Annotated in this window: 22 protein-coding genes; 9 read left to right on the forward strand and 13 right to left on the reverse strand. The window is 65.8% G+C overall.

Annotated features, from left to right (window positions below):
• Positions 1-53 precede the first annotated feature (53 nt).
• The 5 genes from A9D14_RS10020 to A9D14_RS10040 all read right to left on the reverse strand — a co-directional run bounded on the left by A9D14_RS10020 (position 54) and on the right by A9D14_RS10040 (position 7,474).
• A complete protein-coding gene (locus tag A9D14_RS10020) occupies positions 54-539 on the reverse strand; it encodes a hypothetical protein (RefSeq protein ID WP_063505983.1) in 486 nt (161 codons plus the stop codon).
• Positions 526-2,523 carry a hypothetical protein gene (locus A9D14_RS10025; RefSeq protein ID WP_066845871.1) on the reverse strand — a complete coding sequence of 666 codons (1,998 nt, stop codon included), beginning with the start codon at positions 2,521-2,523 and terminating at the stop codon, positions 526-528. The genes A9D14_RS10020 and A9D14_RS10025 overlap by 14 nt, the downstream gene beginning before the upstream one ends.
• The gene (locus tag A9D14_RS10030; protein ID WP_063511310.1) at positions 2,520-4,031 is read right to left on the reverse strand and encodes a hypothetical protein; all 1,512 of its coding nucleotides are present in this window, start codon (positions 4,029-4,031) and stop codon (positions 2,520-2,522) included. Before A9D14_RS10030 ends, A9D14_RS10025 begins: the two co-directional genes overlap by 4 nt.
• Positions 4,032-4,230: 199 nt before the next feature.
• Complete coding sequence (locus tag A9D14_RS10035) at positions 4,231-5,502, reverse strand: tyrosine-type recombinase/integrase (protein ID WP_063511309.1); 1,272 nt, start codon at positions 5,500-5,502, stop codon at positions 4,231-4,233.
• Positions 5,503-5,626: 124 nt separating this feature from the next.
• On the reverse strand, positions 5,627-7,474 hold the full coding sequence (locus A9D14_RS10040) for a ribonucleoside-diphosphate reductase subunit alpha (protein ID WP_415877355.1): 1,848 nt from the start codon (positions 7,472-7,474) through the stop codon (positions 5,627-5,629).
• 626 nt (positions 7,475-8,100) lie between these two features.
• Between A9D14_RS10040 and A9D14_RS10045 the strand changes: the two genes are divergently transcribed.
• A complete protein-coding gene (locus A9D14_RS10045) occupies positions 8,101-8,337 on the forward strand; it encodes a GlsB/YeaQ/YmgE family stress response membrane protein (RefSeq protein WP_066845878.1) in 237 nt (78 codons plus the stop codon).
• Positions 8,338-8,368: 31 nt separating this feature from the next.
• Here the strand turns inward: A9D14_RS10045 and A9D14_RS10050 are convergent, their stop codons facing one another.
• The 3 genes from A9D14_RS10050 to nadB all read right to left on the reverse strand — a co-directional run bounded on the left by A9D14_RS10050 (position 8,369) and on the right by nadB (position 12,293).
• Entirely contained in the window at positions 8,369-8,899 is a 531-nt protein-coding gene (locus tag A9D14_RS10050) for a hypothetical protein (RefSeq protein WP_066845881.1), read from the reverse strand.
• Positions 8,896-10,416 (reverse strand): PhoX family protein, encoded by a 1,521-nt coding sequence (locus tag A9D14_RS10055; protein ID WP_066845884.1) that lies wholly within the window; start codon positions 10,414-10,416, stop codon positions 8,896-8,898. Before A9D14_RS10055 ends, A9D14_RS10050 begins: the two co-directional genes overlap by 4 nt.
• Positions 10,417-10,676: 260 nt before the next feature.
• Positions 10,677-12,293 (reverse strand): L-aspartate oxidase, encoded by a 1,617-nt coding sequence (gene nadB / locus A9D14_RS10060; protein ID WP_066845887.1) that lies wholly within the window; start codon positions 12,291-12,293, stop codon positions 10,677-10,679.
• Positions 12,294-12,592: 299 nt separating this feature from the next.
• On the opposite strand from nadB, the gene A9D14_RS10065 reads away from it, so the two are divergent.
• Together A9D14_RS10065 and A9D14_RS10070 are read left to right on the forward strand one after the other, a co-directional pair.
• Positions 12,593-13,774: an acetyl-CoA C-acyltransferase family protein gene (locus A9D14_RS10065; protein WP_066845896.1), complete on the forward strand. Its 1,182-nt coding sequence runs from the start codon at positions 12,593-12,595 to the stop codon at positions 13,772-13,774.
• Positions 13,775-13,963: 189 nt separating this feature from the next.
• A complete protein-coding gene (locus tag A9D14_RS10070; protein ID WP_066845897.1) occupies positions 13,964-14,623 on the forward strand; it encodes a hypothetical protein in 660 nt (219 codons plus the stop codon).
• Between the two features lie 78 nt (positions 14,624-14,701).
• On the opposite strand, the gene A9D14_RS10075 is transcribed toward A9D14_RS10070, so the two are convergent.
• Genes A9D14_RS10075 through A9D14_RS10085 form a run of 3 tightly spaced genes read right to left on the reverse strand, consistent with a single transcriptional unit; the run spans position 14,702 to position 16,322 of the window.
• Positions 14,702-15,325 carry a twin-arginine translocation pathway signal protein gene (locus tag A9D14_RS10075; protein WP_332459768.1) on the reverse strand — a complete coding sequence of 208 codons (624 nt, stop codon included), beginning with the start codon at positions 15,323-15,325 and terminating at the stop codon, positions 14,702-14,704.
• A 30-nt stretch (positions 15,326-15,355) separates the two neighbouring features.
• Complete coding sequence (locus tag A9D14_RS10080) at positions 15,356-15,784, reverse strand: energy transducer TonB (protein ID WP_066845902.1); 429 nt, start codon at positions 15,782-15,784, stop codon at positions 15,356-15,358.
• A gap of 58 nt (positions 15,785-15,842) precedes the next feature.
• Entirely contained in the window at positions 15,843-16,322 is a 480-nt protein-coding gene (locus A9D14_RS10085; protein WP_066848855.1) for a glutathione peroxidase, read from the reverse strand.
• Positions 16,323-16,446: 124 nt separating this feature from the next.
• On the opposite strand from A9D14_RS10085, the gene A9D14_RS10090 reads away from it, so the two are divergent.
• Positions 16,447-17,232 (forward strand): glutaredoxin family protein, encoded by a 786-nt coding sequence (locus tag A9D14_RS10090; RefSeq protein WP_083987838.1) that lies wholly within the window; start codon positions 16,447-16,449, stop codon positions 17,230-17,232.
• A gap of 37 nt (positions 17,233-17,269) precedes the next feature.
• Here the strand turns inward: A9D14_RS10090 and A9D14_RS10095 are convergent, their stop codons facing one another.
• The gene (locus tag A9D14_RS10095) at positions 17,270-18,127 is read right to left on the reverse strand and encodes an outer membrane protein assembly factor BamD (protein ID WP_083987839.1); all 858 of its coding nucleotides are present in this window, start codon (positions 18,125-18,127) and stop codon (positions 17,270-17,272) included.
• Positions 18,128-18,369: 242 nt separating this feature from the next.
• On the opposite strand from A9D14_RS10095, the gene A9D14_RS10100 reads away from it, so the two are divergent.
• Complete coding sequence (locus tag A9D14_RS10100) at positions 18,370-19,209, forward strand: metallophosphoesterase family protein (RefSeq protein WP_083987840.1); 840 nt, start codon at positions 18,370-18,372, stop codon at positions 19,207-19,209.
• 86 nt (positions 19,210-19,295) lie between these two features.
• Entirely contained in the window at positions 19,296-19,601 is a 306-nt protein-coding gene (locus A9D14_RS10105; protein WP_066845908.1) for a hypothetical protein, read from the forward strand.
• On the opposite strand, the gene A9D14_RS10110 is transcribed toward A9D14_RS10105, so the two are convergent.
• A complete protein-coding gene (locus A9D14_RS10110; protein WP_066845911.1) occupies positions 19,598-20,137 on the reverse strand; it encodes a hypothetical protein in 540 nt (179 codons plus the stop codon). The genes A9D14_RS10105 and A9D14_RS10110 overlap by 4 nt on opposite strands.
• A 120-nt stretch (positions 20,138-20,257) precedes the next feature.
• Between A9D14_RS10110 and A9D14_RS10115 the strand changes: the two genes are divergently transcribed.
• The 3 genes from A9D14_RS10115 (at position 20,258) to A9D14_RS10125 (ending at position 23,103) form a co-directional block, all read left to right on the forward strand.
• A complete protein-coding gene (locus A9D14_RS10115) occupies positions 20,258-20,962 on the forward strand; it encodes a murein L,D-transpeptidase catalytic domain family protein (protein WP_066845914.1) in 705 nt (234 codons plus the stop codon).
• Positions 20,963-21,162: 200 nt separating this feature from the next.
• Complete coding sequence (locus tag A9D14_RS10120; RefSeq protein WP_066845917.1) at positions 21,163-21,798, forward strand: hypothetical protein; 636 nt, start codon at positions 21,163-21,165, stop codon at positions 21,796-21,798.
• 345 nt (positions 21,799-22,143) lie between these two features.
• On the forward strand, positions 22,144-23,103 hold the full coding sequence (locus A9D14_RS10125; protein WP_157668188.1) for a hypothetical protein: 960 nt from the start codon (positions 22,144-22,146) through the stop codon (positions 23,101-23,103).
• Positions 23,104-23,250: the final 147 nt, after the last annotated feature.

A 23,250-nucleotide genomic window follows, 5' to 3' on the forward strand; every position in this document is an offset into this window, starting at 1 on the left:
ATAGGCGTTTCCTACCCGTTTTCCATCACCAGCGACATTTCCTGAGCTCCGATCTATTCGGGCGGCTTGCTGAGTTCGATCATTCGCGGCAGCGAATCCTCTCCCATCGCCGAAGCCACCAGTAGGGATAGTGCGTGGATGCGTTCCACAAGGACGGCTTCGGCATTGCGGTGCCGCGCGCGTTCCGCCTTCGCCGCCTCGCGTTCTGCCGCCAATTCGCTCCGTAGGCGTTTCAGCTCTTCGCGCGCGCCGCCGTGCGGAGCCGATGCGCCGAGATTCTGGAAGAGTTCGAGTTCGCGCTTGTAACGATAGAGCGTCGGCCGCGGGACGCCGGTCTCCTCGACCAGGTTGACGACCGTCCAGGAGCCGTCCGTCTGCGTGGTCCCGCGGCAGAAGCGGTCGATTCCGGCCCGGATCGTCCTTTCGGTCGTTTCCGTTCCGCGAAGGTCGCCTCCTCCCGCCAGCACGTCGAGTTCGTGAAGGCGGTCCGCATTGTCCTTTCTGAGTTCCTCGAAGGAGGTCTGGTCAATCTTTTCCATTTCCACCTCCCTGTGCCTTGGCGATCACCCCTTCGTATCTCTCGGCGGCGGTCCGGAGTGACTGTTTCTGCGGTCCGCTCCGGGCGGTTCCGGTTAGTCTTCGGACTTCGTCGAGCAGGCCCTGCCACTTGGGAACGTGGCAGGGCGCTATCACCGAATTGGCGCACTTGTCCGGAGAGCACATGCTTATCGCCGGGGATGCGCCCGGTGAGGACTTTTCCTGCTCGGTCAGGCAGAGCGCGTTGCTCACGTTGAACACGCAGTAGCTCAGGCTGCCAACATGGACCGTCTGGACAAGCTTGCGCACGCTGTTGTCGAGCACCGCTCCTTTCGAGGACGTGTCCACCACGGCCGATGCGAGGCCCACTTCCCGCACGTTCTCCCATTCAGCGAGCACGCGGCTGGCGCCCGGACCGGCCCGCCAACCTGCCCGGGCATCGCTCCTCATCTCCTCGAGGATGTCGATGCCCGCGAGGATGCGCTCGTCTTCGACATCGAGCGCGAAGGTGTCGGAGATGGAGCCGGCGTATCCTTCGAAGACGGCCGTCGAGACATGATGATATTGGAGGCGTCCGGCGATGATGCCGAAAGGCTGCCTCGCGATGAACCTCGCGAGCGTGCGCCTGAACTGACTCGGCTTGATGTGATAATCGGGCGCCTGGTTGACGCTCGGGTCTGTCTGGGCGATCGCGTCCCGCTGCCATCTCGCCCGTTCGTAGAACAGGTTGACCAGGCTACCAATGGAGGTGACGGACAGTGGATAGCCAGTCTTCGACGAACGCTGTAGCTTCCTGTCTCGCGACTTGGGCTTGCGCAAGGCATCCTTGCTCAGCATGAGCAGATCCGACCCGTGCATCGCGCGGTATGGCGCCAGAAGCTTCTGCAGCATCTGCACGGCCTGGGCGACGATATCCGGGACCACCCATTCCACGGGTGGAGGCTTGCCTTCCTTGCCCTTGCCGCGTTTCTTGAGCGGTATGCCGCTTATGCGCCAGCGGTCGCGGAGGCCGGTAGCCCTGTCGACGGGACGGTCGAGGCAGTCGGAATCGAGGTTACTGGCCTCCCCTGGCCTCATTCCGGACAGGTAGAGGATCACGATGAGGCAGGCGGCGACAAGATGGCCGAGTTCCTCGCGATAGAGATGGTGCGCCGCCTTCTTGCGGTCCGGCATCCAGGTGATGCCCGTCTCGGGGCAGGGGCCGGGTTTTGTCTTCCAACCGGGAAAATCGGCCCTGCCATCGTCCCAGAATGCGTGCATCTCTTCCCGCATCGCAAGCACGGTGGGTGCATAGTGCTCGATATAGCGTCGCGCACAGTCGATGAGCGTCGCGATGACCTCGTCCGGAAGGGGTTCGGTGGTGTTCTCCTCGCTGGTCTCGCCGGCACCCAGCATCTTTGCGGTCAGGTTGCCGTCGTAGGGAGAGAATGGCAGTGGGGAACTCAGGCGTTCACGGAAGACGTCGAGCGCCTTTATCGGGAGGAGATAGCTCCAGACCGTCTGCGGGCTGCAGGAAGAACCCGTCCGCACATTCGCGCCGGAGGCATTGACTGCATCTTCCGGGCCATGGTTCTCCAGCCATACGCGATATTCGTGGACGTGCCGCTGGCGGAGGTCCAGAGGACCCGCGACATCGGGGTGCTTGACGTCCAGCCAACGCAAGAACCGCTTCATCCTCAGCTGCTCGCGTGAGGCATGGTAGCTGCCGATCGTCTTCTGGGTCGCCAGCGGCGTGTTCAACCGGTGCCAGCACAGTTCCTTGCAGGTGGCGAGCCAGCCCGGGTGGTTCGCGGCGACGTCGTTCCAGTCGATCCGGCAGATCGATTCGACACGGCCGGAATGGTGATCCGTCTCCGTCAGGTCCCAGACCATCGCGCCGAACCGTCCCTTGAGGTCGGGACGACGCAGGAGGATGGGCGATTCGCCGTGGGGCGACCGCTGGCCGCGCTCATCTTGAGCCCGGATATGGCCGGCATGCGCGTTCATTGCAGCATCTCGGGAGGGAGATGCATGTCCAGCCCCCTGGCGATCGCTTCCGCCTCTGCGACGGTGCGTTGGTCGAACTGGGGGAGGATGGCATGGGTGATCTCACGCCACGCAGCGCCGTACAGGGCCTCCCACTCGGGTGACCCCATCTCGTCGCGGCGCCGCTCGACATGCGCCCGGAAGCCGAGGATCGCGGGCAGGGATCGACGCGTTATCAGAGCGTTAGGACAGACCACGCAGCCGAAGAAGGCCTTTGAGCAGGGCGTTCCCGGCTTGTCGAACGGGGAATTTGTGAAGTCGCGGCAGCTGGCGAGCCACAGGTCCTGCTCGCCGGACAGCGCGGTTGCGATGTCGTTCTCGGCGACTTCGGCCTTTTGTGCGGCTGCCGATACCTGATCCTCGGATGCGTCGTTCGGAAGATCGATGACCCGCCTGGAGAGCGCGTGGTCCCAGGCCTGCGCCTGCGCGTCCAGGACCGCATTCTCGAGAAAGGGTCGGATACGGTCGTTGTCGAGATAGTGCTTGGCGCGCACGTCGGCCGAGTTGTCCGACCTGTCGATTGACAATCGGCCTCCATGCCTGATCGTGCGCTGCGTCCGCCAGGTCGGGCGCAGCCTGTTCCTGACGATCGGCAATCGCCCGCCGTGATCATCTCGCAGGCCGCTCTCGTTGAGATGGTCGCTGAACGCCCTGAAGGCATCGGCGGCGCAGTGGAACGTGAACAGCGGTGTCGCATCGTCGGTTCCGCCATCCTGGTCCTGCCTCTTTCTGGCTCGATCCCGCAGGAGAGCGAGGGCTCCCGCGGCTTCCCGGAACGAGGTCCCATCCGCGATGGCCTCCTCCTCAGTGTCGATGCTGCCGTCGCTCGGGTTGGTGGTCCGGCTCTTGCGAAATCCATTCCCGCCACCGCCGCGTCGCTTGATGTAGCGCACCTTGATGCGCCGCCCATCGGTCCTGAGATTCGCCAGCGTGAGCACGGGAAGGCATTCGGGCTCGATCCCGAGCTTCAGGCCGATGATGACGAAGGCGGCGATCTCCATGGCCGCCCTGTCCCCGGGGTCGCCACTATCGTGAGTTCGGTGCAGTATGGCCGCACAGGCGGAGATGATGCGCTGTGATTCGGCGAGCGAATAGGGTGCGTTGGGCTTCGTATCGTCGATCCGCTCGCCGGGAAGGAAGTCCTCGTCACGCCAACCCGGACCCAATACCGCCGCGTCCTCGAGATACAGCTGTCGCAGGATCCTTAGCGGCGCGGCCTTGTAGGCATAGGCGGTGGTGCCGGTGACTTCTCCCAGCGTCGCACGCAGGTCCATGGCTATGCGGAAGTCCTCGACGATCTGAGGATCGAGGATCGTGTCTTCCTTGCCGGGCTCCTGACCTCGCGCGTCCTTTTCCGTTTCTGCCAGCCAGAGGAAAAAGGGCTTGCTCTGTGTCTGGTAGGCCAAGGCCGTCGATCCGGTGGCGATGGCCTTGCCGGGTCCGGACATCCTGTGGACCGCATCGAGCATGGCCCTCCCGAGGGCGGGACGCAGCGAAGCGAAGTCCCAGTTCAGGGGGTTCTTGCGTTCGAAATGGCGATGCCGCCAATCTTTCGGATTCGACCGAGTGGGGAACTGGAGAACACCTCCACGGTCGAGACTCGGGACTTTCCGCCGCGGCCGCCCGCGCCTCGGCGGGAGATTTTCATCGGACGCGTCGTTCCTGTTCTCAGCGGATGAGGTCAAGATAGTCCTCCTCCGATCCCAAGGTATCCTCGAAGATCCGCAGTGCCTCGTCGATGACGAAATCGTCTGCGCTGAGGATGTCGAGGTAGATGAAGGTCGTTTCGTAGTGCTTGTGTCCCAGGAGACGCTGGAGGGCGCGGAGGGGGTCGCCGAAGATCGTAGCGTAGACGTCACCGCGACCGCCTTCCGTGAGGCGTCTGACATCGTCCTTGATCTTCATGCTGTCGTGATGCCGACGCAGGAGCGCGCAGAGCATGTAGACCGCGAAGGTGTGCCTGAGGGTGTGCGGCGTCACCTTGATACCCGATCGCTCGGATGCGTTCTCGAAGACCTTTTCCCAGCCGCCGATCCCCATGAGGCCGCCGGATTGGTTGATCCAGAGCGGAGTTAAAGACGCTGAAAGCCCCTTGCGTTCGAGCGCCGGCAGTCGCTCGAGTTGCTGATATGCTTGGAGGCGACGGAACGCGTGGATGCCGACGGGGACTTTCCGGGCGCGATAGCCCTTTCCATCGATCGCAGGGACCGGATAGGTGAACGCTCGACCACCGGTGCTTTCGGCGCGAGAGGGAACAGCCGATGCCGGCATCCTGCTGCATTCGTAGAGACGCATGCCGGACGTCAGGATGGTTTCGGCGAAGGCGGCATTGCGCAACGGCGATCTGGTCACCATCAGACCGTCGTCCCGGAAAATACGGAAGCGGTCGAGCGTGATGAACTTGGGCTCTTCGGACGCAGCTGCGGCACCCTTGAAGGACCATTGCAATGCCGGATGTTCGGTCGGGTTGTCAGGGCGCAGACGCAGGAGGACGGCCGCATCGAACATGGTCTTCAGCGCTGCGGCCTCGGAGTTCCAGGAGACGGGGTCGAGTGGTTTCCCTTGAGGCGTCGTGCTCGCCAAGCGGCGAGCCCGGTATTGGGAAAGGTATCCCGGATCGACAGTCGCCAGATCTCCACCATCCTCGGCTAGCGTGGCGATGAACCTGAGGACGTGCTGACCATAGGTCCGCATGGTGGTCCGCCCGGCCACCTGCTCGGTCATCTTGCGTAGGACGCTAGAGGACTGATGATGGATTTGAGGAGGATTGGAATACTGGTCGAGGACGAACGGGACTCGTTCGGTGATCCCGATCCTGGCGTAGAGTGACTTCGCCAACGGGCCCGCCCGCTCGTGCCAGAACCGTTCAAGCTCTTCCGGCATGAAGGTCTCGTCGACCGTTTGGTCGAGAAGATCAGGATTGACGAAAGCCAGACGCAAGACGGTGTGCCCTCATGGGTAACGGGGTTTCCCGATCCATGAGGGCACAACTTCTCACTTTTTCAAGTCATTTATTGACTGCGGTCCCATCCTGTTCCATAGAATGAGACACAGCACAACATTACTATTGACAAGCCAGGCATTCCTCGTAATCGGTCTCGCCCGTGTTCAGCTCGTACTTGGCCGCGTCGATGGTGTTGTCCGCCTCGACACCGCCCGCGAAACCGGCGCGCTGGACCGACTTCGACCGCAGGTAATAGAGCGACTTGATCCCCATCTCCCACGCGCGGAAATGCAGCATCAGAAGGTCCCACTTGTCGACATCGGCCGGGATGAAGAGGTTGAGGCTCTGCGCCTGGTCGATGAAGGGCGTGCGGTCCGCCGCGAATTCGAGCAGCCAGCGCTGGTCGATCTCGAAGCTGGTCTTGAACACTGCCTTTTCTTCCGGCGTCAGGAAGTCGAGATGCTGGACCGACCCGCCGCGTTCCAGGATCGAGTTCCAGACATTGGCCGAATCCTTGGATTTCTCGGCCAGCATCTTCTGCAGATAGGGGTTCTTGACCACGAACGAGCCCGACAGCGTCTTGTGCGTGTAGATATTCGCCGGGATCGGTTCGATGCAGGCGCTGGTGCCGCCGCAGATGATGCTGATCGACGCGGTCGGCGCGATCGCCATCTTGCAGCTGAAGCGCTCCATCGCGCCCATTTCCTCGGCGTCGGGGCACGGTCCGCGCTCCTTGGCCAGCATCATCGACGCCTCGTTCGCCTTGGCGTTGATGTGCTTGAACATCTTGAGGTTCATGGCCTTGGCCATCGCGCTTTCGAAGCCGATGCCCTTGGACTGCAGGAACGAGTGGAAACCCATCACGCCCATGCCGACCGAACGCTCGCGCGCGGCGGCGTACTTGGCGTTCTCCATCTCGTCCGGCGCGCGGTCGATGTAATCCTGCAGCACGTTGTCGAGGAAGCGCAGCACGTCCTCGATGAACAGCTTGTCGCCGTTCCACTCGTCCCAGGTTTCCAGGTTGAGCGAGGACAGGCAGCACACCGCGGTGCGGTCCTTGCCGTGATGGTCCTTGCCGGTGGGCAGGGTGATTTCCGAACACAGGTTCGACGTCGACACCTTCAGCCCCAGGTCGCGGTGATGCTTGGGCATCATGCGGTTCACCGTGTCCGAGAACACGAAATAGGGCTCGCCGGTGCGCAGCCGCACCTCGACCAGCTTCTGGAAAAGGGCGCGTGCGTTGACCGTCGAACGCACCGATCCGTCCTTGGGGCTCTTGAGGTCGAAATCGGCCCCGTCGCGCACCGCTTCCATGAACTCGTCGGTCAGCAGCACACCGTGGTGCAGGTTCAGCGCCTTGCGGTTGAAATCGCCCGTGGTGGTCCGGATCTCGAGGAATTCCTCGATCTCGGGATGGTGCACGTCGATGTAGCAGGCCGCCGAGCCGCGCCGCAGCGAACCCTGCGAGATCGCCAGCGTCAGGCTGTCCATCACCCGCACGAAGGGAATGATCCCGCTGGTCTTGCCGTTGAGGCCGACCGGCTCGCCGATCCCGCGCACATTGCCCCAGTACGTGCCGATGCCGCCCCCGCGCGAGGCGAGCCACACATTCTCGTTCCAGGTCGAGACGATGCCCTCAAGACTGTCGTCGACGCTGTTCAGATAGCACGAGATCGGCAGGCCGCGCCCGGTGCCGCCGTTCGACAGCACGGGGGTGGCGGGCATGAACCACAATTTCGAGATATAGTCGTAGAGCCGCTGCGCATGCTCCTGATCGTCGGCATAGGCATCGGCGACCCGCGCGAACAGGTCCTGATAGGATTCGCCGGGCAGAAGATAGCGGTCCTCCAGCGTGTCCTTGCCGAAATCGGTCAGCTTAGCATCGCGGCTGGCATCGGTAACGATGGCAAAGCGGCGCTCGGCCACGTCCTTCGACGAAAGGGGCTTCCTGGCAGCCGTGTCCGACATGGCTTTCGCCAGCACCTCGCCCGCCTTCTCGAGGGCAGGAGCCGTATCGACGTCACTGCTGCTCTCCGGGCTGCTGCTCACCTGAACATCTCCAGTCGGAACTTCCGCATCATGGCCTGCATCACCGTTTCTGAAATCCATTGTCGCCGCCCCGGTCCTGTCATCATCGCAAATTACAATGGGCGCATCCCGGGCCCGGCATTCGTGCATGACCGGATCATCGAAACAAGCCCCTTCCGGCCGCCCTGCACGCAGGGGAGCGCCGCCGTTCCGTGCCTTTCGCCCGTTTCCGGAAGAAAGCGGCAGCCCCGTACAAAGTCCGGGTACGTGCTGCACAAGGTCTAGCGGTTCGCTTCATCAGCCGACCGCTAGGGATTGTGCCGCAAAGCACTGGTCAGGCAAGCGCTAGTTTTCCACCGAAACCCGCCTTCGCCGCGATGCGCGTCATGCGCCCCTTGCAGGTCCGGCGGTGCAAGGCCCGCGCGGCGGTTTAAAAAACTTTTCCACCGCTTCGTTGCGCCCCCGGGCGCGCCATGGATATGGGGTTCGGGCAGGCAAAATTCCATATCGGACCCGCTCCGCCGGAAAGGTCGGGTGCGCGAATCAGGCGAAAGGCAGACAGACCCATGCTCAACATCATCGGCGCGATCGTAAGCGGGCTTGTCGTGGGGGCGCTGGCGCGCTGGTTCTATCCCGGAGAGGTCGACATCGGCTGGATCGCCACGATCCTGCTGGGCGTGGGCGGCGCGCTGCTGGCGGGTCTGGTGACCAGCCGCGGGCGGCGCGATTTCAGCCGGCCCGGGTGCCTCGCCTCGGTACTGGGCGCGATGGCGCTGATCCTGATCGGGCGGCTGTTCTTCTAGGGCTTTTAGGGCGATACCGCCCCCCGCGCGATCAGTCGAAGGTCAGCAGCCGCTGCCGCGTCTCGCCCTGGCGCACCATGGTGATCTCCACCGCGTCCAGCCGGCCCAGCTCCTCGCCCAGCGCGGCGATGCGCGCGGGGTCCAGCTTGCGCCCGTCCATGTCGAGCAGCACGTCGCCGGCCCTCAGCCTGTGCCCCGCCAGCAGGTCCGTGTCGCTGTCCGCCGTGATCGCATAGCCGGTGTCCGCCACCCCGACGCGAACCGGGCGCAGATCCAGCGCATCGGCAAACTCCAGCCCGCGCGTGGCGGCGGCATAGCCGCTCGCCGCCTCATAGGCCTGCGCCTGCCCCTGCCCCTGCCCCGGCCCCGCCTGCCGGCCGGTGGGCAGGACGACATAGCCGCCCTCGCCCGCCATCTCGTCGCCGCCCCCCAGCAGGGCGTTCAGCGCCGCGATCGCCGCGACCAGCGCCAGGATGGCGACCAGCGCCAGCCCGGCCAGACGCAGGGGGCTTCCCCCCTGCGCCGACCGGGCAAGTGCCGCTGCGGACCGATGCGGGGTCAAAGGTTGCCCTTCGCCCAGGGGCCGCGGATCGCAAAGGTGATGCCCGGCGACTGCACGTTCACGAACAAAGTGTCGCCGGCGGGATCGAAACACGCGCCGCAGAATTCGGAACCGCGATAATCGTCCGCCGGGAACTGGCCGGTGCGGCCCATGCGCGCGATGTCGGCATTCTCGATCACGACATTGCTCTTGGCCAGGATATAGGCGGCGCCTTCGGCATTATAGCCCATCAGCCGCTGGCCCGCGCCATAGGCGTCCTCGACCTCGGCGCCGTCGTCGCAGGTCACGATGCCGCCGCGCGGCGAGATCGTGAGATTGTCGGGATTATTGCCCGCGACCCGTGCAGCCGCCGCATAAAGCAGCGTCATCGTGCCGCGTTCCGGGTTCGAGATGCTGGGCGTATAGACCCACACCGCGCCCAGGCCGCGCCCGTCCGAACCGTTGCTGTCGCGTCCGAAGCTGGTGTCGACCACCGCGATGCTGTCGCCGTGGTGCCAGATGCCCTCGCCCCGGCTCATGGTCAGGCAGCCCTTGCTCAGCGCCTCGGCAAACGGGCCGGAGCCGACATTGCCGACGGGCGCCGCATCGGGTTCGTCCAGGTCGATCCATTCGATGTCGAGCGTCTGGCCGACGTGATCGACCGCATTCGCGCCGCCCAGCGCCAGCAGCTTTGCGCCCGCGACGCCGGAGACCTTGGCCGCCTGCAGCTGGCCGCCCTGCGCCAGCGAGCCATAGCGGCCCGAGGTGTTGACCGGCTTATAGCGATAGAAGCCCGAACGATTGCGCGCATCCTCGGTCTCATAGACATAGCCCGTCGCCGGATCGACCGCGACCGCCTCATGCGCGAAGCGGCCCATGCCGACGATCGGCTCGCCGGTCGTCTCGTTCGGGTTCACCGAACATTCGAACGCATAGCCATGCTTCTTGCCGCCCGCCGAGGTGCCGTCATAGGTCGTCTCCTCGCAGGTGATCCAGCTGCCCCAGGGGGTCACGCCGCCCGCGCAGTTCGTGCTGGTACCGCCCAGCGTCTGGTAATGCTCCACCAGCTTGCCGTTGCGCACGCGCAGCACGTCGCAGCCGCCGCCGACATAGCCGCCCGACTGCCGGTTGCCGTCGTAGATCCCCTTCGCGGGCAGAAGCTCTGCCGTGACGCCGCGCAGTTCGTGGTTGCGGATCAGGAACGCGTCCTGGCCGCCCTTGCCGCCCGCCATCACGACGCCCATGCCGTCATGCACGCCGCGCACGCGGCTGCCGTCGGTCATCAGGTCGCCCTGCCAGCTATAGCTGCGATAGGTGAAGCCGCGCGGCAGTTTCAGCAGTTCGAGGCCGGTTTCCTGGTCCTTTGCCGCAAACAGCGGGCCATAGGGGCTGACCGCCGGTTCCAGCTGGCCCATCGATCCCGCGGCCAGCGCCTGCCGTGTCATCAGCCCGCCCAATACGCCGCCAAGGGCCGTGATGGCTCCCACCTGGGCGCCGCCCCGAAGGATTGCACGCCTGTTCACCACGCCATTCTGCATGTCACTCACTCCATCAATGTAGTCAGGGATTTCCGACTGCGATTCGATGGCCGCGAAGCTAGGCAGCGTCGGTGACACTATCCGGACCGGATGATGATGCTCGCGTGACGCTTGTCGTTAATTTTGTGACAACGGAGCGGGGTGGGGTGGGCGTCGGTTGCGGTCAAGCCGCGGCAAATTCGCGGCTTTGTCGTCGAACTACTCGCGGCGGGCCTTGCGGTCCCTGGGGCCGCTTGCTGACCCAGGGAATCGCGGGCGGCTTACGGAACAAGCACCGTATCCCTCGCCTCGGGCAGCGTCTCGGGGAAGTCCAGCGTGTAGTGCAGGCCCCGGCTCTCGTGCCGCTTCAGCGCGGCGTCGACGATCAGCCCCGCGCACTGGTGCAGGTTGCGCAGCTCGATCAGGTCGGTGGTGACGCGGAAGCTGCCATAGTAATCCTCGATCTCGCGGCCCAGCAGCGCGATGCGGTGCGATGCGCGTTCCAGCCGCTTGGTCGTGCGCACGATGCCGACATAGTTCCACATGAAGCGGCGTATCTCGGTCCAGTTCTGCTTGATGACGACTTCCTCGTCGGCTTCGGACACGCGGCTCTCGTCCCACTCGCGGATCGCGGGCGGGCTGTCGAGGTCGTCCCAGCAGGCCAGTATGTCGCGCGCCGCCGCATCGCCGAACACGAAACATTCCAGCAGCGAATTGGACGCCAGCCGGTTCGCGCCGTGCAGCCCGCTTTCGGTGCATTCGCCCGCCGCCCACAGGCCGGGCAGGTCGGTGCGCGCGTCCAGACCGATCAGCACGCCGCCGCAGGTGTAATGCTGCGCGGGCACGACCGGGATCGGCTGCGTCGTCATGTCGATGCCCAGACCCAGCAGCTTTTCATGGATCGTGGGGAAATGTTCGCGCACGAATTCGGCCGGCATGTGGCTGATGTCGAGATGGACATAGTCGAGGCCGAAGCGCTTTATCTCGCTGTCGATGGCGCGGGCGACGATGTCGCGTGGGGCCAGTTCCATGCGTTCGGGGTCATAGGCTTCCATGAAGCGCTTGCCGCTGCGCGGGTTGATCAGCCGCCCGCCCTCGCCGCGCACCGCCTCGGTGATCAGGAAGTTCTTGACGTCGAGGTTGTAGAGGCAGGTCGGGTGGAACTGCATCATCTCCATGTTCGACACCCGCGCCCCCGCGCGCCAGGCCATCGCGATGCCGTCGCCGGTCGCGCCGCGCGGCGCGGTGCTGAACTGATAGACGCGCCCCGCCCCGCCCGCCGCCATGATCGTGGCGCGCGCCACATGGGTTTCGACCTCGCCCGTGTCCTGGTCCATCGCATAGACGCCCCAGACGCGGCCCGATCCCGAATATTTCTCCTCGTGCCGACCGGTGATCAGGTCGATGCAGGCCCGCCCCGGCAGCAGGGTGATGTTGGGGTTCTCCTCCGCCGCCTTCAGCAGCGCGGCCTGCACCGCCCAGCCGGTCGCGTCGTTCACATGGACGATGCGGCGATGCGAATGGCCGCCCTCGCGCGTCAGGTGTATCTCGCCCTCCTCGCGGTTGAAGGGGACGCCCATCGCGATCAGCCGCTCGATCGATTCGGGCGCGCGTTCGATCACGAATTCCACCGTCTCGCGCCGGTTGAGCCCCGCGCCCGCGATCATCGTGTCGCGGATGTGATCGTCGAACGTGTCGCCCGCGTCCAGCACCGCCGCGATGCCGCCCTGCGCCCAGGCGGTCGATCCCGATTGCAGCGTGCCCTTGGCCAGCACCAGCACCTTCAGCCGTTCGGCCAGCACCAGCGCCGCCGACAATCCCGCCGCCCCCGAACCGATGATGATGACGTCGTGCCGCCCGGGGTCTTTGGCATGTGATCGGGTCTGCTTGGTCGCCATGGCTGCTGGGAAATCCTCGTCGGTCGGGGCGGTCCTGCGTGCCGCCCTTGTGGGCCGCCGCCTTGCCACCGGCGTGCCCCCACAGGCAAGTGTTTCGCAGGCGCGCTGCGGCCCCGCGGCGTCGCCGCAGCGGCGAAAGCCCCCGCTTGCCCTAACCCAAATGATAGACGCTCCGCCGCTGGACTGGCAAAGCACGTGTGCTAATCCCACATGCACCCGGCCGCCCCGCCGCCCTGCGCGGCGGGGTGCCGCCGCCATTTCCCGGCCGGTGCCCCGGCCAACGCCTAAGAGGATGCATCATGACCGACGTCTATCTCGTCTCCGCCGCGCGCACCGCGATCGGCACTTTCGGCGGAGCGCTGAGCAATGAAAAGCCGGGCGAGCTCTGTTCGCAGACCATCAAGGCCGCGCTGGAACGCGCCGGCGTCAGCCCCGAGCTGATCGAGCATACCATCGTCGGTTCGGTCGTGCCGTGCGAACCGCGCGACGCCTATGTCGCGCGCATCGCGGCGGTGGACGCGGGCATCCCGCACGCGGCCCCGGCGCTGACGCTGAACCGCCTGTGCGGATCGGGCATGCAGTCGATCGTGTCGGCGGCGCAGCACATCATGCTGGGCGACCACGATCTGTGCGTCGGCGGCGGCGCCGAGGTGATGAGCCGCGCCCCCTATTTCGTGCCCGGCGCGCGCTTCGGCCTGAAGATGGGCGACGGCAAGCTTGAGGACGGCATGCTGGGCGCGCTGCAGGATCCGTTCCACCGCTATCACATGGGCATCACGGCCGAGAACGTGGCCGAGAAATACGGCATCACCCGCGAACAGCAGGACGCGTTCGCCGCCGAAAGCCAGCGCCGCGCGCTCGCCGCGATCGAAGCCGGCTATTTCAAGGACGAGATCGTGCCGATCGAAGTCATGGTGAAGCGCAAGCCCGTGATGTTCGACACCGACGAGCATCCCAAGGCCGGCACCACCGCCGAAACGCTGGCGGGCCTGCGCCCCGCGTTCAAGAAGGATGGCGGCACGGTCACCGCGGGCAATGCCAGCGGCATCAACGACGGCGCCGCCGCGGTGGTGCTGGCCAGCGAAAAGGCGGTGAAGGAGCATGGGCTCACCCCGCTCGCGCGGCTTGTTTCCTATGGCCATGCGGGCGTCGACCCGGCCTACATGGGCATCGGCCCGGTCCCCGCGACGCAGAACGCGCTCGACAAGGCGGGGCTGACCAAGGACGACCTCGACGTCATCGAATCGAACGAGGCGTTCGCCGCGCAGGCCTGCGCGGTCACCAACCAGCTCGGCTTCGATCCGGCGAAGGTGAACCCCAACGGTTCGGGCATCTCGCTGGGCCACCCGATCGGCGCGACCGGCACGATCCTGGTCACCAAGCTCGCCTATGAAATGAAGCGCACCGGCGCAAAGCGCGGGCTTGCCACCATGTGCATCGGCGGCGGCCAGGGCATCGCGACCATCTGGGAAGCAGTGTGATCCCTTCGCTGTCCTGAAGCCGAAGAAGGGCGGTCCCGCGGGGCCGCCCTTTTTCCTGTTCCAGGATGGCACATTCAGGTCCCCCTCCCAAATCGCCCCCTCCCAAATCGCCCCCTCCCAAATCGCCATTGTCGCGATTGTAACGCAGCGGCAAAATTACGGTCAGCCGATGGGAGGCCGGGCGGGGGAATGCCGGAATTGCTTGCGAAATACGGGCCGCTGCTGCGCCGTAACTGGACGATGCCGACGCGGCGCGACTTCGCGCCGATGGCCGCCGCGCTGGGCTTCAGCGCCGCGATGCTGATCCTGCTGGCCGCCGCCATGGCGATCACCGGGCTTGAGGGGCGCATTTTCACCGGAGAGCCGCAGGACGTGCTGAAGGGCGCGTTCTATGTCGGCGCCTTTTCCAACCTGGGCGGCGTGGTCTGGTTTTCCTGCGCCGCCATCCTCAGCTTCACGCTGGCCTTCCGGCCGCGCCACGGCGCGGTGCTGGGCGCCGCCGCGCTATTGTCATGGGCGATGGGGATCGACGATGTCTTCCTGCTGCACGACCATGTCTATCCGCATCTGATGATACCGCAAAAGCTGGTGATGCTGGGCTATTTCGCGCTGGCCAGCGGCATCCTGCTGACAAGCGTCATCGAACTTCCGCTGCGCACCAGCATCGGCATCGCCGCCACCATCGGGTTCTGGGCCGTGTCGGGCATACTCGACCTGTTCTTCAACCATCTCGACCAGTCGATCGAGGACGGGGCCAAGTTCATCGGCATCGCCATCTGGGCCGCGACCTGGATCGCGCAGGCCCATGACATCCTGCGCGACCGCCCGGCAGCCCCGCCCGCAAGCTGAACCGCCCGAAAGGTCCCGAACAGGCCCCCAGTCCGTCCGCCCCGGTCCGTCCGCCCCAATCCGTCCGCCCCCGCCGCGTCAGGGCGCGTCCTGCGCCTCGCTGGCCGCCACCATCGCGTCCCATGTCGCCCAGTCGATCGCGCGCCCCGGATAGGCGACCTTCGCGAACGGCCATTCCGCGGCCACCCAGCCCCGGACCCAATCATAGAGCCGCGCATCGAAGCCCGCGTCATGCTCGGCCTGGGTCACCCACAGGCGGACCACCGCGTCATAGCCCTCGACCGGGCTGGGCGAGACATAGACGCTGCCCCGCTCGCGGCTGCCATCCTGTGTCAGCACGCCATAGGCAAAGGATTCGCGGCGCTGGAACCGGCCCTGCTCGTTCTCCATGTCGCGCATCGCATCCTCGGCTGTGATGCCTTCGGTCGGCCATCCGGTGCTGCGGCTGAACGTGCGCTGCAGATGCGGGATCGAGGACATGTAGGCGGCATAATCGACATCGACCAGATCGGGGCCCAGCGGCACCAGCCTGAACCCGTCGCCCTCCGCCCGTTCGGGCACCGCGAAATCGGCCGGGACGAATTCGGCCGACCCGTCGGAATCCGCGTTCACCGTCTGCGCCATGGCAGGAGCCGCGCCGCCCGCCGGCAGCGCCAGTGCCATTACCAGTGCCGGCGCGATGCAAGTGATGATGCGTTTCAAGCCCATTCCTCCATTGAATATAGGCGCCGGTCAGTCGGGTATCTCGTAACGGACCGACTGCACGAATTCCGATTTCACCGGCTGCTGGTCCTTGTCCAGCGCCGGATAGAAGCGCGCATTGCTGACCAGAGCGGCACAGCTGCGCTGGTCGAACGCCGCCACGCCGCTCGATTCCATGACTTCGCAGCTCGACACTTCGCCAAACGCGTCGACCGCCAGTCGCGTGGTCAGCCGCCCCTGCAATTGTGCCTGCAGCGCCCCGCTGGGATATTCGGTCACCCATCCCGCCGGTTCGGTCCGCGGCAGCGGCCCGCGCGGATATTGCTTCAGCGCCGCGTCGTCGACCGACGATGCACGCTGCGCGCCCGCGCCCGACAGGCCCTGGCCGCCGGCAAGCAGCACGCCGCCGGTCACGCCGATCAGCGCAAGCGCGATCAGGAACTTTTCCTGCGACCCCATGGCGTCATCATGCCGCCAAATCCGCAAAGCGCAAGCGGCTGCGTATGCGGATGCGGCGCTACAGCAATGCCTCGATCGCGCCGCGAAGGTCCGCGGGCGCGGTGGTGGGGGCGAAGCGGTCCACGACCTGCCCTTCGCGGTCCACCAGGAACTTGGTGAAGTTCCACTTGATCGCCTCGGTCCCGATCACGCCGGGCGCCTGCTGCTTCAGCCAGCGGTACAGCGGCGCGGCATCGTCGCCATTGACGTCGATCTTGGCGAAGATCGGAAAGGTGACGTCATATGTCAGCCGGCAGAAGCTGGCGATTTCCTCGGCGCTGCCCGGTTCCTGTCCGGCGAACTGGTTGCAGGGAAAGCCCAGCACCACCAGCCCGCGGTCCTGCAGATCGCGGTACAGCGCCTCCAGCCCTTCGTATTGCGGGGTCAGCCCGCACTTGCTGGCGGTATTGACGATCAGCAGCACCTTGCCGCGATATTCGGCCAACGGTACCGCACTGCCATCGGGTTTCGCCGCTTCGAAATCATATATGCCGGTCATCTCGCCCTCGCTCTTCGGCGGGAAGCCTGCCGCAGCCGATACGGCGCTGTCCACCGCTTTCGGGAACAATTGGCCCCCGACCCCGCGTTACCACATCATAGTGCCATCCAGCAGGACCACCGCCATGCATGCCCCGAACCCGTCTTCCGCCTCGCCCCGCCCCGCCGGCAGCAGGACCGCGCGGCTGTACCGCATGGTCATGCCGGGTCATCTGTGCCCCTATGGCCTGAAATCCAGGGACCTGCTCAGGCGCAAGGGATACGAGGTCGAGGACCACCACCTCACCACGCGCGAGGAAACCGACGCGTTCAAGGCGAAGCACGACGTGAAGACCACGCCGCAGACCTTCATCGCGGGCGAGAGGATCGGCGGCTATGACGATCTGCGCCGCTTCTTCGGCAAGACCGTGCCGTCGGACAAGGACACCAGCTATACGCCGGTGCTGATGATCTTCGGCATGGGGCTGGCGATGGCCTGCGCGGCGGCGTTGGTCGCCTTCGGCACGATCTTCACGCTGCGCACGATCAGCTGGTTCGTCGCCTTCACCATGTGCCTGCTGGCGCTGCAGAAGCTCAAGGACATCGAAAGCTTCTCCACCATGTTCCTGAACTACGACCTGCTGGCGCGCCGCTATGTCCCCTATGCCAAGTTCTATCCCTGGGCGGAGGGGCTGGCGGGCGTGCTGATGATCGCGGGGGTGGCCATATGGCTGGCGGCCCCGCTGGCGCTGTTCATCGGCACGGTCGGCGCGGTCAGCGTGTTCAAGGCGGTGTATGTCGACAAGCGCGAGCTGAAATGCGCCTGCGTCGGCGGCAATTCCAACGTGCCGCTGGGCTTCGTCTCGCTGACCGAGAACCTGGCGATGATCGCGATGGGCCTGTGGATGGGGGGCCGCGCGCTACTCGGCTAGAAGCGCGCGCGGACCGGGTCGGGCCCCGCGCGCCCCTTCAGCCGACGAAGCTTTCGGCCTTGTCTTCCATCAGCTCATAGGCCTTTTCGTACCACTCGCTGCCAGGATAGTTCTGGCCCAGCACGGCGGCGGACTTCTTCGCTTCCTCGGGCAGGCCGATGGCAAGATAGCTTTCGGTCAGGCGATAGAGCGCCTCGGCCGCGTGGCTGGTGGTCTGGTAATCCTCGGTCACCTCGCGGAACCGCAGCGTCGATGCCAGCCACTTGCCGTTGCTTTGATAGAAGCGGCCGATCGCCATCTCCTTGCCCGCCAGATGATCGTTCACCAGGTCGAGCTTGAGCTGCGCGTCGGCGGCATAGCCGCTGCCCGGATAGCGGCGGATCACCTCGGTCAGCGCCTGCTTGGCCTGCAGCGTGATCGCCTGGTCGCGCTGCACGTCGCTGATCTGCTCGTAATAGGACAGCGCGATCAGATATTGCGCATAGGGCGCGTCCTTGTTGCCGGGATGGATCGACAGGAAACGCTGCGCCGCGCGAATGGCCGAGGTATAGTCGCGCGCCACGTAATAGGAAAACGCGCTCATCAGCTGGGCGCGGCGGGCCCATTCGGAATAGGGGTGCTGGCGCTCGACCTCGTCGAACAGCGCGGCGGCCTGCTGCACCTGCCCGCGGTCCAGGCGGTCCTTTGCCGCGAAATAGAGCGTCTCCACATCGCGCGCGACATAGGCGGTGTCGGGCGCATCGGCCCCGCCGCCGCTGCCGCCGCATGCCGCAAGCACCAGCGCGGGCGCGGCGACGAGCGCGGCGCGCAGCAGGCCAGGCTTGCTGGCGGCGGAACGGGCATGGGGGCGCAGGGGGGGGCGCTGGGGCGCAGCGGCGCGGTCGTGGGCAGTCATGCCGAGGCCTATAACCCCGCCCGCGATGAACGCCAAGTGAAGTTGGCGCGTCCGTCCACCGCATATGGCACCGGCATATGGCACCGGCATGTGGCACCGGCATGTGGCAGCGGGACAGGCCGGCGATCTACGAAGTCGCCCGCCCGCGACGCTTTCGGGCCGCGCGCCGGGTGCCTAAGGGTCAGCGCGCATAACCCGCCCGGTCTATTTGCACTCGCCGCGCCGCGTGCAAAGATAATGCCATGGTCCTGATGAAGAACCTTTTCCCGGCCTCGCTGACAGGATCGCGATCGTCCCAGCAGCCCAAGTTCGAACGCGTGTACGCGATCGGCGACATCCACGGGCGGCTGGACCTGTTCCGCAGGCTGATCGCCGATGTCGCGATCGACAACCGGCTGCGCGACCCCAAGGTCACCGGCATCGTGCTGCTGGGCGATGTCATCGACCGCGGCCCGCAATCGGCCGAACTGCTGCGCGCATGCCGCGAACTGGCGCGCAGCACCGACCGCTTCGTCATGCTAAAGGGCAATCACGAGGCGATGATGGTCACCGCCCTGCGCCGCGACTTCAGCTTCCTGAAGCCGTGGCTGCGCTATGGCGGGCGCGAGACGCTGCACAGTTTCGGCATGACCGATGCCGATATCGACGAGCCCGAGCCCTTCGACATGGCCGCCGACGCCCGCCGCCGCATCGGCGAGGACATGCTGGACTGGGTCGATTCGCTGCCCATATCGCTGCGCGCCATGAACTATTTGTTCGTCCACGCCGGGATCCGCCCCGGCATCCCGCTGAAAGAGCAGGAAGAGGACGACATGCTTTGGATCCGCGACGAGTTCCTCAATTCCACTGGGGACTTCGGCGGCATTATCGTGGTACATGGGCATACCGTGTTCGAAGGCAGGCCGGGCATCACCGATCACCGCATCGGCATCGATACCGGCGCCTATTACACGGGTCAGCTGACCGCCGTGGGGCTGGAAGCGGGCGAAGGGTGGATCTTCTCCACCACCGACCCGTCCCGGTCGCGGGGGCAGGCCGACGATTACGATCCGGTGCGGGAGCTGGCGAAAACCGGCGACTGACCGGGATTTCGCAGCGGTCCGGACCATGCCCCGGCCCGCGGCACAGTTCTTCCCGAGCCCCGGAGGCCCGCGTTGGAAGTGAAACGATGGAGCTAGGCCCCAAGCGGCCGCGCCGTCTGGACGCGTTCCACGACGACGCGCTCGACGACGATCTCGCCTCGATCCTGATGGACCGGGACGGGAAGCAATCGCCCGTGGCCTGGCTGCACGACTGGTGGCGCAAGCCCGAGGTTGAGCGCCTGTGGCAGCCCGCCGAAAACTGGCGGGACGACATCAAGTATTACCTGCTCGCCATCGTGGTGCTGCAGGTCGTGCTGGCCTTGTCGCTGATCCTGCGGGGCAGTACGCTGGCCGAGGATTTCGGCAATCTTGCCAACGTGCTGGGGATCTAGGCCCCGCCCTCCTCGCTGGCCCCGCCCCCACCGCTGGCCGCGCCCTCACCGCTGGGCCCGCCCTCACCGCTAGCCGCGCCCTCACCGCTCGCCCGCGCGATCAGCGTGTCCAGCGCCGCCCGCCCCGCGCGCAGTTCGGGCAGGATCTGGCGCAGTTCATGGGTGGTGACGCGCCGCCCGGCCTCGCTGCTGGCGGCCTGCATCTCCACCACGCCGTGCAGCGCCTCGACGATCGCCAGCGCGGGCGCGCCACTCCCTTCCCCGCCCTGCCCCAGCGGCAGGCAGCGCACCTGCGCCAGCGCCAGCAGCGGATCGATCGCGCCGGGACCGAACGCCTGCTCGATCCGGATCAGGATCGCCGGATCCAGCGAAGTCGCCTCCATCCGCGCATTGCGGATCGTCCCCGCCGAACAGTCCAGCCGCTGCGCCAGCTGCCGGTCCGACAGCCCCTCGCGCCCGCGGATCGCCGCGACGATCCGCGCCACCGCTGCCCGGTAACGCTCGGTCGTGACGGGCTTTTCGTGCCTGGTATTCATCTATAGCCGGGTCCTTCGCGCCTCCAGGCCGCAAATCCGGGCAGCCCCACAAGACAATGATCGTTTTCGCCAGAATTTCCCCAAGACCTTGCCCGCACCCATAGGCTATTTATCGCACCCATGAACTTCAGTCGCCGCAATTTCGTCGCTTCCGCCTCTACGCTGCTCGCCACCTCCGCCACGATGGCGCGGGCGAAATCCGGTGCCGTGGGACCCGGCCCGGCAGGATCCAGCATGGTGTCGAAGCCGGTGGTCCAGCCGCTTGCGCCCGACCTCGTCCGCAGCAGCGGCGTGCGCCCCGACCTGTTCGTATCCGCAATGGATGCGCTCGACCGGCACGGCGCGCGGCTCAAGCGCGACCGCATCGGCATCGTCGATTTCGGCGCCCATTCCTCGCAGCCGCGTTTCCACCTTGTCGACCTGTCCAGCGGGCAGACGCGCTCGCTGCTCGTCTCGCACGGCAGCGGGTCCGACCCGGCCTATAGCGGCTGGCTGGAACGCTTCTCCAACCGCCCCGGCTCCAACGCCACCAGCGAGGGTGCCTATGCGACCGCGCAATACTACACCGGCAAGCACGGACGTTCGCAGCGGCTGGTCGGGCTGGACCCGACCAACGACAATGCGATGGACCGTGCCATCGTGGTCCACAGCGCCTGGTATGCCGAACCCGATATGGTCGAACAGCACGGCAAGCTGGGCCGCAGCCAGGGCTGCTTCGCCTTTCCCTTCGCCGACCTCGACACGGTGTTCGCGCATCTGGGCGAAGGACGGCTGATCTATGCCCGCAAGATGGACGCGGGCGCTGGGGCATCGTTCCTGACCTGATCTTCGGGGTCCTGACCTGATCTTTACGGTCCTGGCCTGATCTTAGCGGCCGTGCCGGGGCCGCGGCAAAGCCGCAGCCCTGGCGCCGAACGGCTCGCTTCGGGCTTCGGCCTGCGCCTTGCGCGCGGGGCGGTCAATTTATTTTCCTACTCTCTCGTTCTCGCCCATCCGGTTGCGCCCTGCTTTACGGAGCGTCCGCGATGACCATCGACAAATCCCGCCCCCCGCTGCCCGCGGTTCGCGGCACCCTGCCCGAATTCACCCCCGTCCCGCGCCATTACAAGCGCCACGACGGCTGGACGCCCGAACGCCAGCGCCGCTTTATCGAGGCGCTGGCCGACAGCGGTAGCGTCAAGCGCGCCGCCCATGCGGTGAACATGACGCCCGAGGGCGCCTATCTGCTGCGCCGCCACAAGCATGGCGAGGAGTTCCGCAAGGCCTGGGAAGCCGCGCTGGCGCTTGGCGTCCAGCGATTGGAGGATGCCGCGATGGAACGCGCGATCCACGGCGTGGAGGTGCCCGTCTATCACTTCGGCCAGATCGTCGGCACGCGGCGCGTCTATAACGACCGGCTGCTGATGTTCCTGCTACGCAACCGCGCGCCCGAACGCTTCGCCGCCGACGGGGCCAAGGCGCTCAGCGCGGTGGACGCCGCGATGCTCGCCCGGCTGAAACGCGAATGGCGCGCCGAATGGGAAGCCGAACAGGCGGAAAAGGACGAACGCCGCGAGGCGGAGCTGATCGACAGCATTAACCGCAAGCTCGACGCTGTGCGCGAGAGGATGACCCATGACGCCAGCGCATTGCCGCAAGCATCGCGCAGCGATCATCCCTGACGGCCCGAACGGGGGCGCGGGGCCGAATGAGGGCGGGAGGCCGAACGGGGGCGGGAGGCCGAACGGGGGCGCGGGGCCGGGGGCGGGCGAACCGCGACAGGCCCTGCGCGCAGGCGGCAAGATCCTGCCGCAGCGCACCGAAATGCGCCGCCCCGCTTCCCGCCCCGCTTCCCGCCCCGTTTCCCGCCCCGTTTCCCGCCACCCGAAGACCACAAGCCGGGATCGCTCCGTATCGGATCAGATTGAACTGCTGCCCGCCGACGAATGTCACTAACTGATCGCGCCTCGCCACCGATCTGGTGACCTGGTGAATTGGGGATCGTGAATTTGGAAACGGAGGGCACCTTGAATAGTCTTGATGATGACCTGGCCTTGGGAGAGGGACAGCAAAATCCTCTCGCAAGACTGGAGCGGATATATCTGGCCGGGCTGCGGATCGCGACACTTGGGATCGCGACCATCCTGCTCGGCTATGCCCTGTGGCTCGGCGTTTCGGGCCTGTGGGGCATTTCGAAGGACGCCGACAGCGTCGAGGTCGCGGAAGTTTCGGTCAGTCCGGATGAAATCGCGGCATTGCCGGTCGAGACTGCGGAGGGGGAGACGGAGCCGGACGCTGCTGCCGACGACCTCGAAGCGGTCCGGCGCTATTACGGCAGCTTCCTCGACAAATATTACGCGCTCTACCAGACGCGGTTCGAACGCTTCAGGCAGGCCGACGACAAGGTGCTGGCCAAGGCCGACTTCGACGACATGTTCGTCCAGACCGACCTGCGGATCGAGCAGATCGATGGCGGAGACCTTTCGCTGGGCACCGATCGCACGCGGCTGGAAGGCCTTTTTGCCGCGATGCAGGCCGCCGCCCAGCTCGAGGTGACGCAGAAGCGGCTTGCGGCATACAAGGCCGCGACGAAGAAGCGGGTCGAGACCGAGGTCACCAAGTACCGTACCGAGCGTTACTGCGACTACTACGGCTATTACATGGACGAATGCATCAGCTATGACACGCGGACCGTCCCCTATACCGCCACCGAGGTGTCGATGGAGCTTCCCGACGGCGTGTTCGGTTACCAGGACCTGTTCGGCACCTATCAGGACAATTACATCCGGACCCTGGTCGAGCGAACCGAACAGGCGGAACAAAAAGCGGGCAACGAACGCAGCGACATACTGATGGACAACGAGGAAGGCTCGCAGGCGCTGGGGCTGGCGATCAAGATCGCCGGCGGCTTCCTGGCCATCATGTTCTTCTTCCTGCTGATCGCGATAGAGCGTCATCAACGGGCTGCCGCCGAACGGCGCGCGTGACGATGCGGGGCGCTGCCGGACCGGCGGCGCCCCTTGTCGCACTGGCGCCCCCTTGTCGAACTGGCGCCCCTTGTCGAACTGCCTTGGCCGGTTGGACTGTCGGCCTTTGACGGCTTGGGGCTTGTTGTGTTTTGAATTGGCCGCGGC

Origin of the sequence: Croceicoccus marinus (genome assembly GCF_001661675.2) — a bacterium.
GTDB lineage: Bacteria > Pseudomonadota > Alphaproteobacteria > Sphingomonadales > Sphingomonadaceae > Croceicoccus > Croceicoccus marinus.

Coding starts and splice junctions, on each gene's coding strand:
- A9D14_RS10020 (WP_063505983.1), bottom strand. CDS start 539: ATGGAAAAGATTGACCAGACCTCCTTCGAGGAACTCAGAAAGGACAAT.
- A9D14_RS10025 (WP_066845871.1), bottom strand. CDS start 2,523: ATGAACGCGCATGCCGGCCATATCCGGGCTCAAGATGAGCGCGGCCAG.
- A9D14_RS10030 (WP_063511310.1), bottom strand. CDS start 4,031: ATGCTCGATGCGGTCCACAGGATGTCCGGACCCGGCAAGGCCATCGCC.
- A9D14_RS10040 (WP_415877355.1), bottom strand. CDS start 7,474: ATGTCGGACACGGCTGCCAGGAAGCCCCTTTCGTCGAAGGACGTGGCC.
- A9D14_RS10045 (WP_066845878.1), top strand. CDS start 8,101: ATGCTCAACATCATCGGCGCGATCGTAAGCGGGCTTGTCGTGGGGGCG.
- A9D14_RS10055 (WP_066845884.1), bottom strand. CDS start 10,416: ATGCAGAATGGCGTGGTGAACAGGCGTGCAATCCTTCGGGGCGGCGCC.
- nadB (WP_066845887.1), bottom strand. CDS start 12,293: ATGGCGACCAAGCAGACCCGATCACATGCCAAAGACCCCGGGCGGCAC.
- A9D14_RS10065 (WP_066845896.1), top strand. CDS start 12,593: ATGACCGACGTCTATCTCGTCTCCGCCGCGCGCACCGCGATCGGCACT.
- A9D14_RS10070 (WP_066845897.1), top strand. CDS start 13,964: ATGCCGGAATTGCTTGCGAAATACGGGCCGCTGCTGCGCCGTAACTGG.
- A9D14_RS10080 (WP_066845902.1), bottom strand. CDS start 15,784: ATGGGGTCGCAGGAAAAGTTCCTGATCGCGCTTGCGCTGATCGGCGTG.
- A9D14_RS10085 (WP_066848855.1), bottom strand. CDS start 16,322: ATGACCGGCATATATGATTTCGAAGCGGCGAAACCCGATGGCAGTGCG.
- A9D14_RS10090 (WP_083987838.1), top strand. CDS start 16,447: ATGCATGCCCCGAACCCGTCTTCCGCCTCGCCCCGCCCCGCCGGCAGC.
- A9D14_RS10095 (WP_083987839.1), bottom strand. CDS start 18,127: ATGACTGCCCACGACCGCGCCGCTGCGCCCCAGCGCCCCCCCCTGCGC.
- A9D14_RS10100 (WP_083987840.1), top strand. CDS start 18,370: ATGGTCCTGATGAAGAACCTTTTCCCGGCCTCGCTGACAGGATCGCGA.
- A9D14_RS10105 (WP_066845908.1), top strand. CDS start 19,296: ATGGAGCTAGGCCCCAAGCGGCCGCGCCGTCTGGACGCGTTCCACGAC.
- A9D14_RS10110 (WP_066845911.1), bottom strand. CDS start 20,137: ATGAATACCAGGCACGAAAAGCCCGTCACGACCGAGCGTTACCGGGCA.
- A9D14_RS10115 (WP_066845914.1), top strand. CDS start 20,258: ATGAACTTCAGTCGCCGCAATTTCGTCGCTTCCGCCTCTACGCTGCTC.
- A9D14_RS10120 (WP_066845917.1), top strand. CDS start 21,163: ATGACCATCGACAAATCCCGCCCCCCGCTGCCCGCGGTTCGCGGCACC.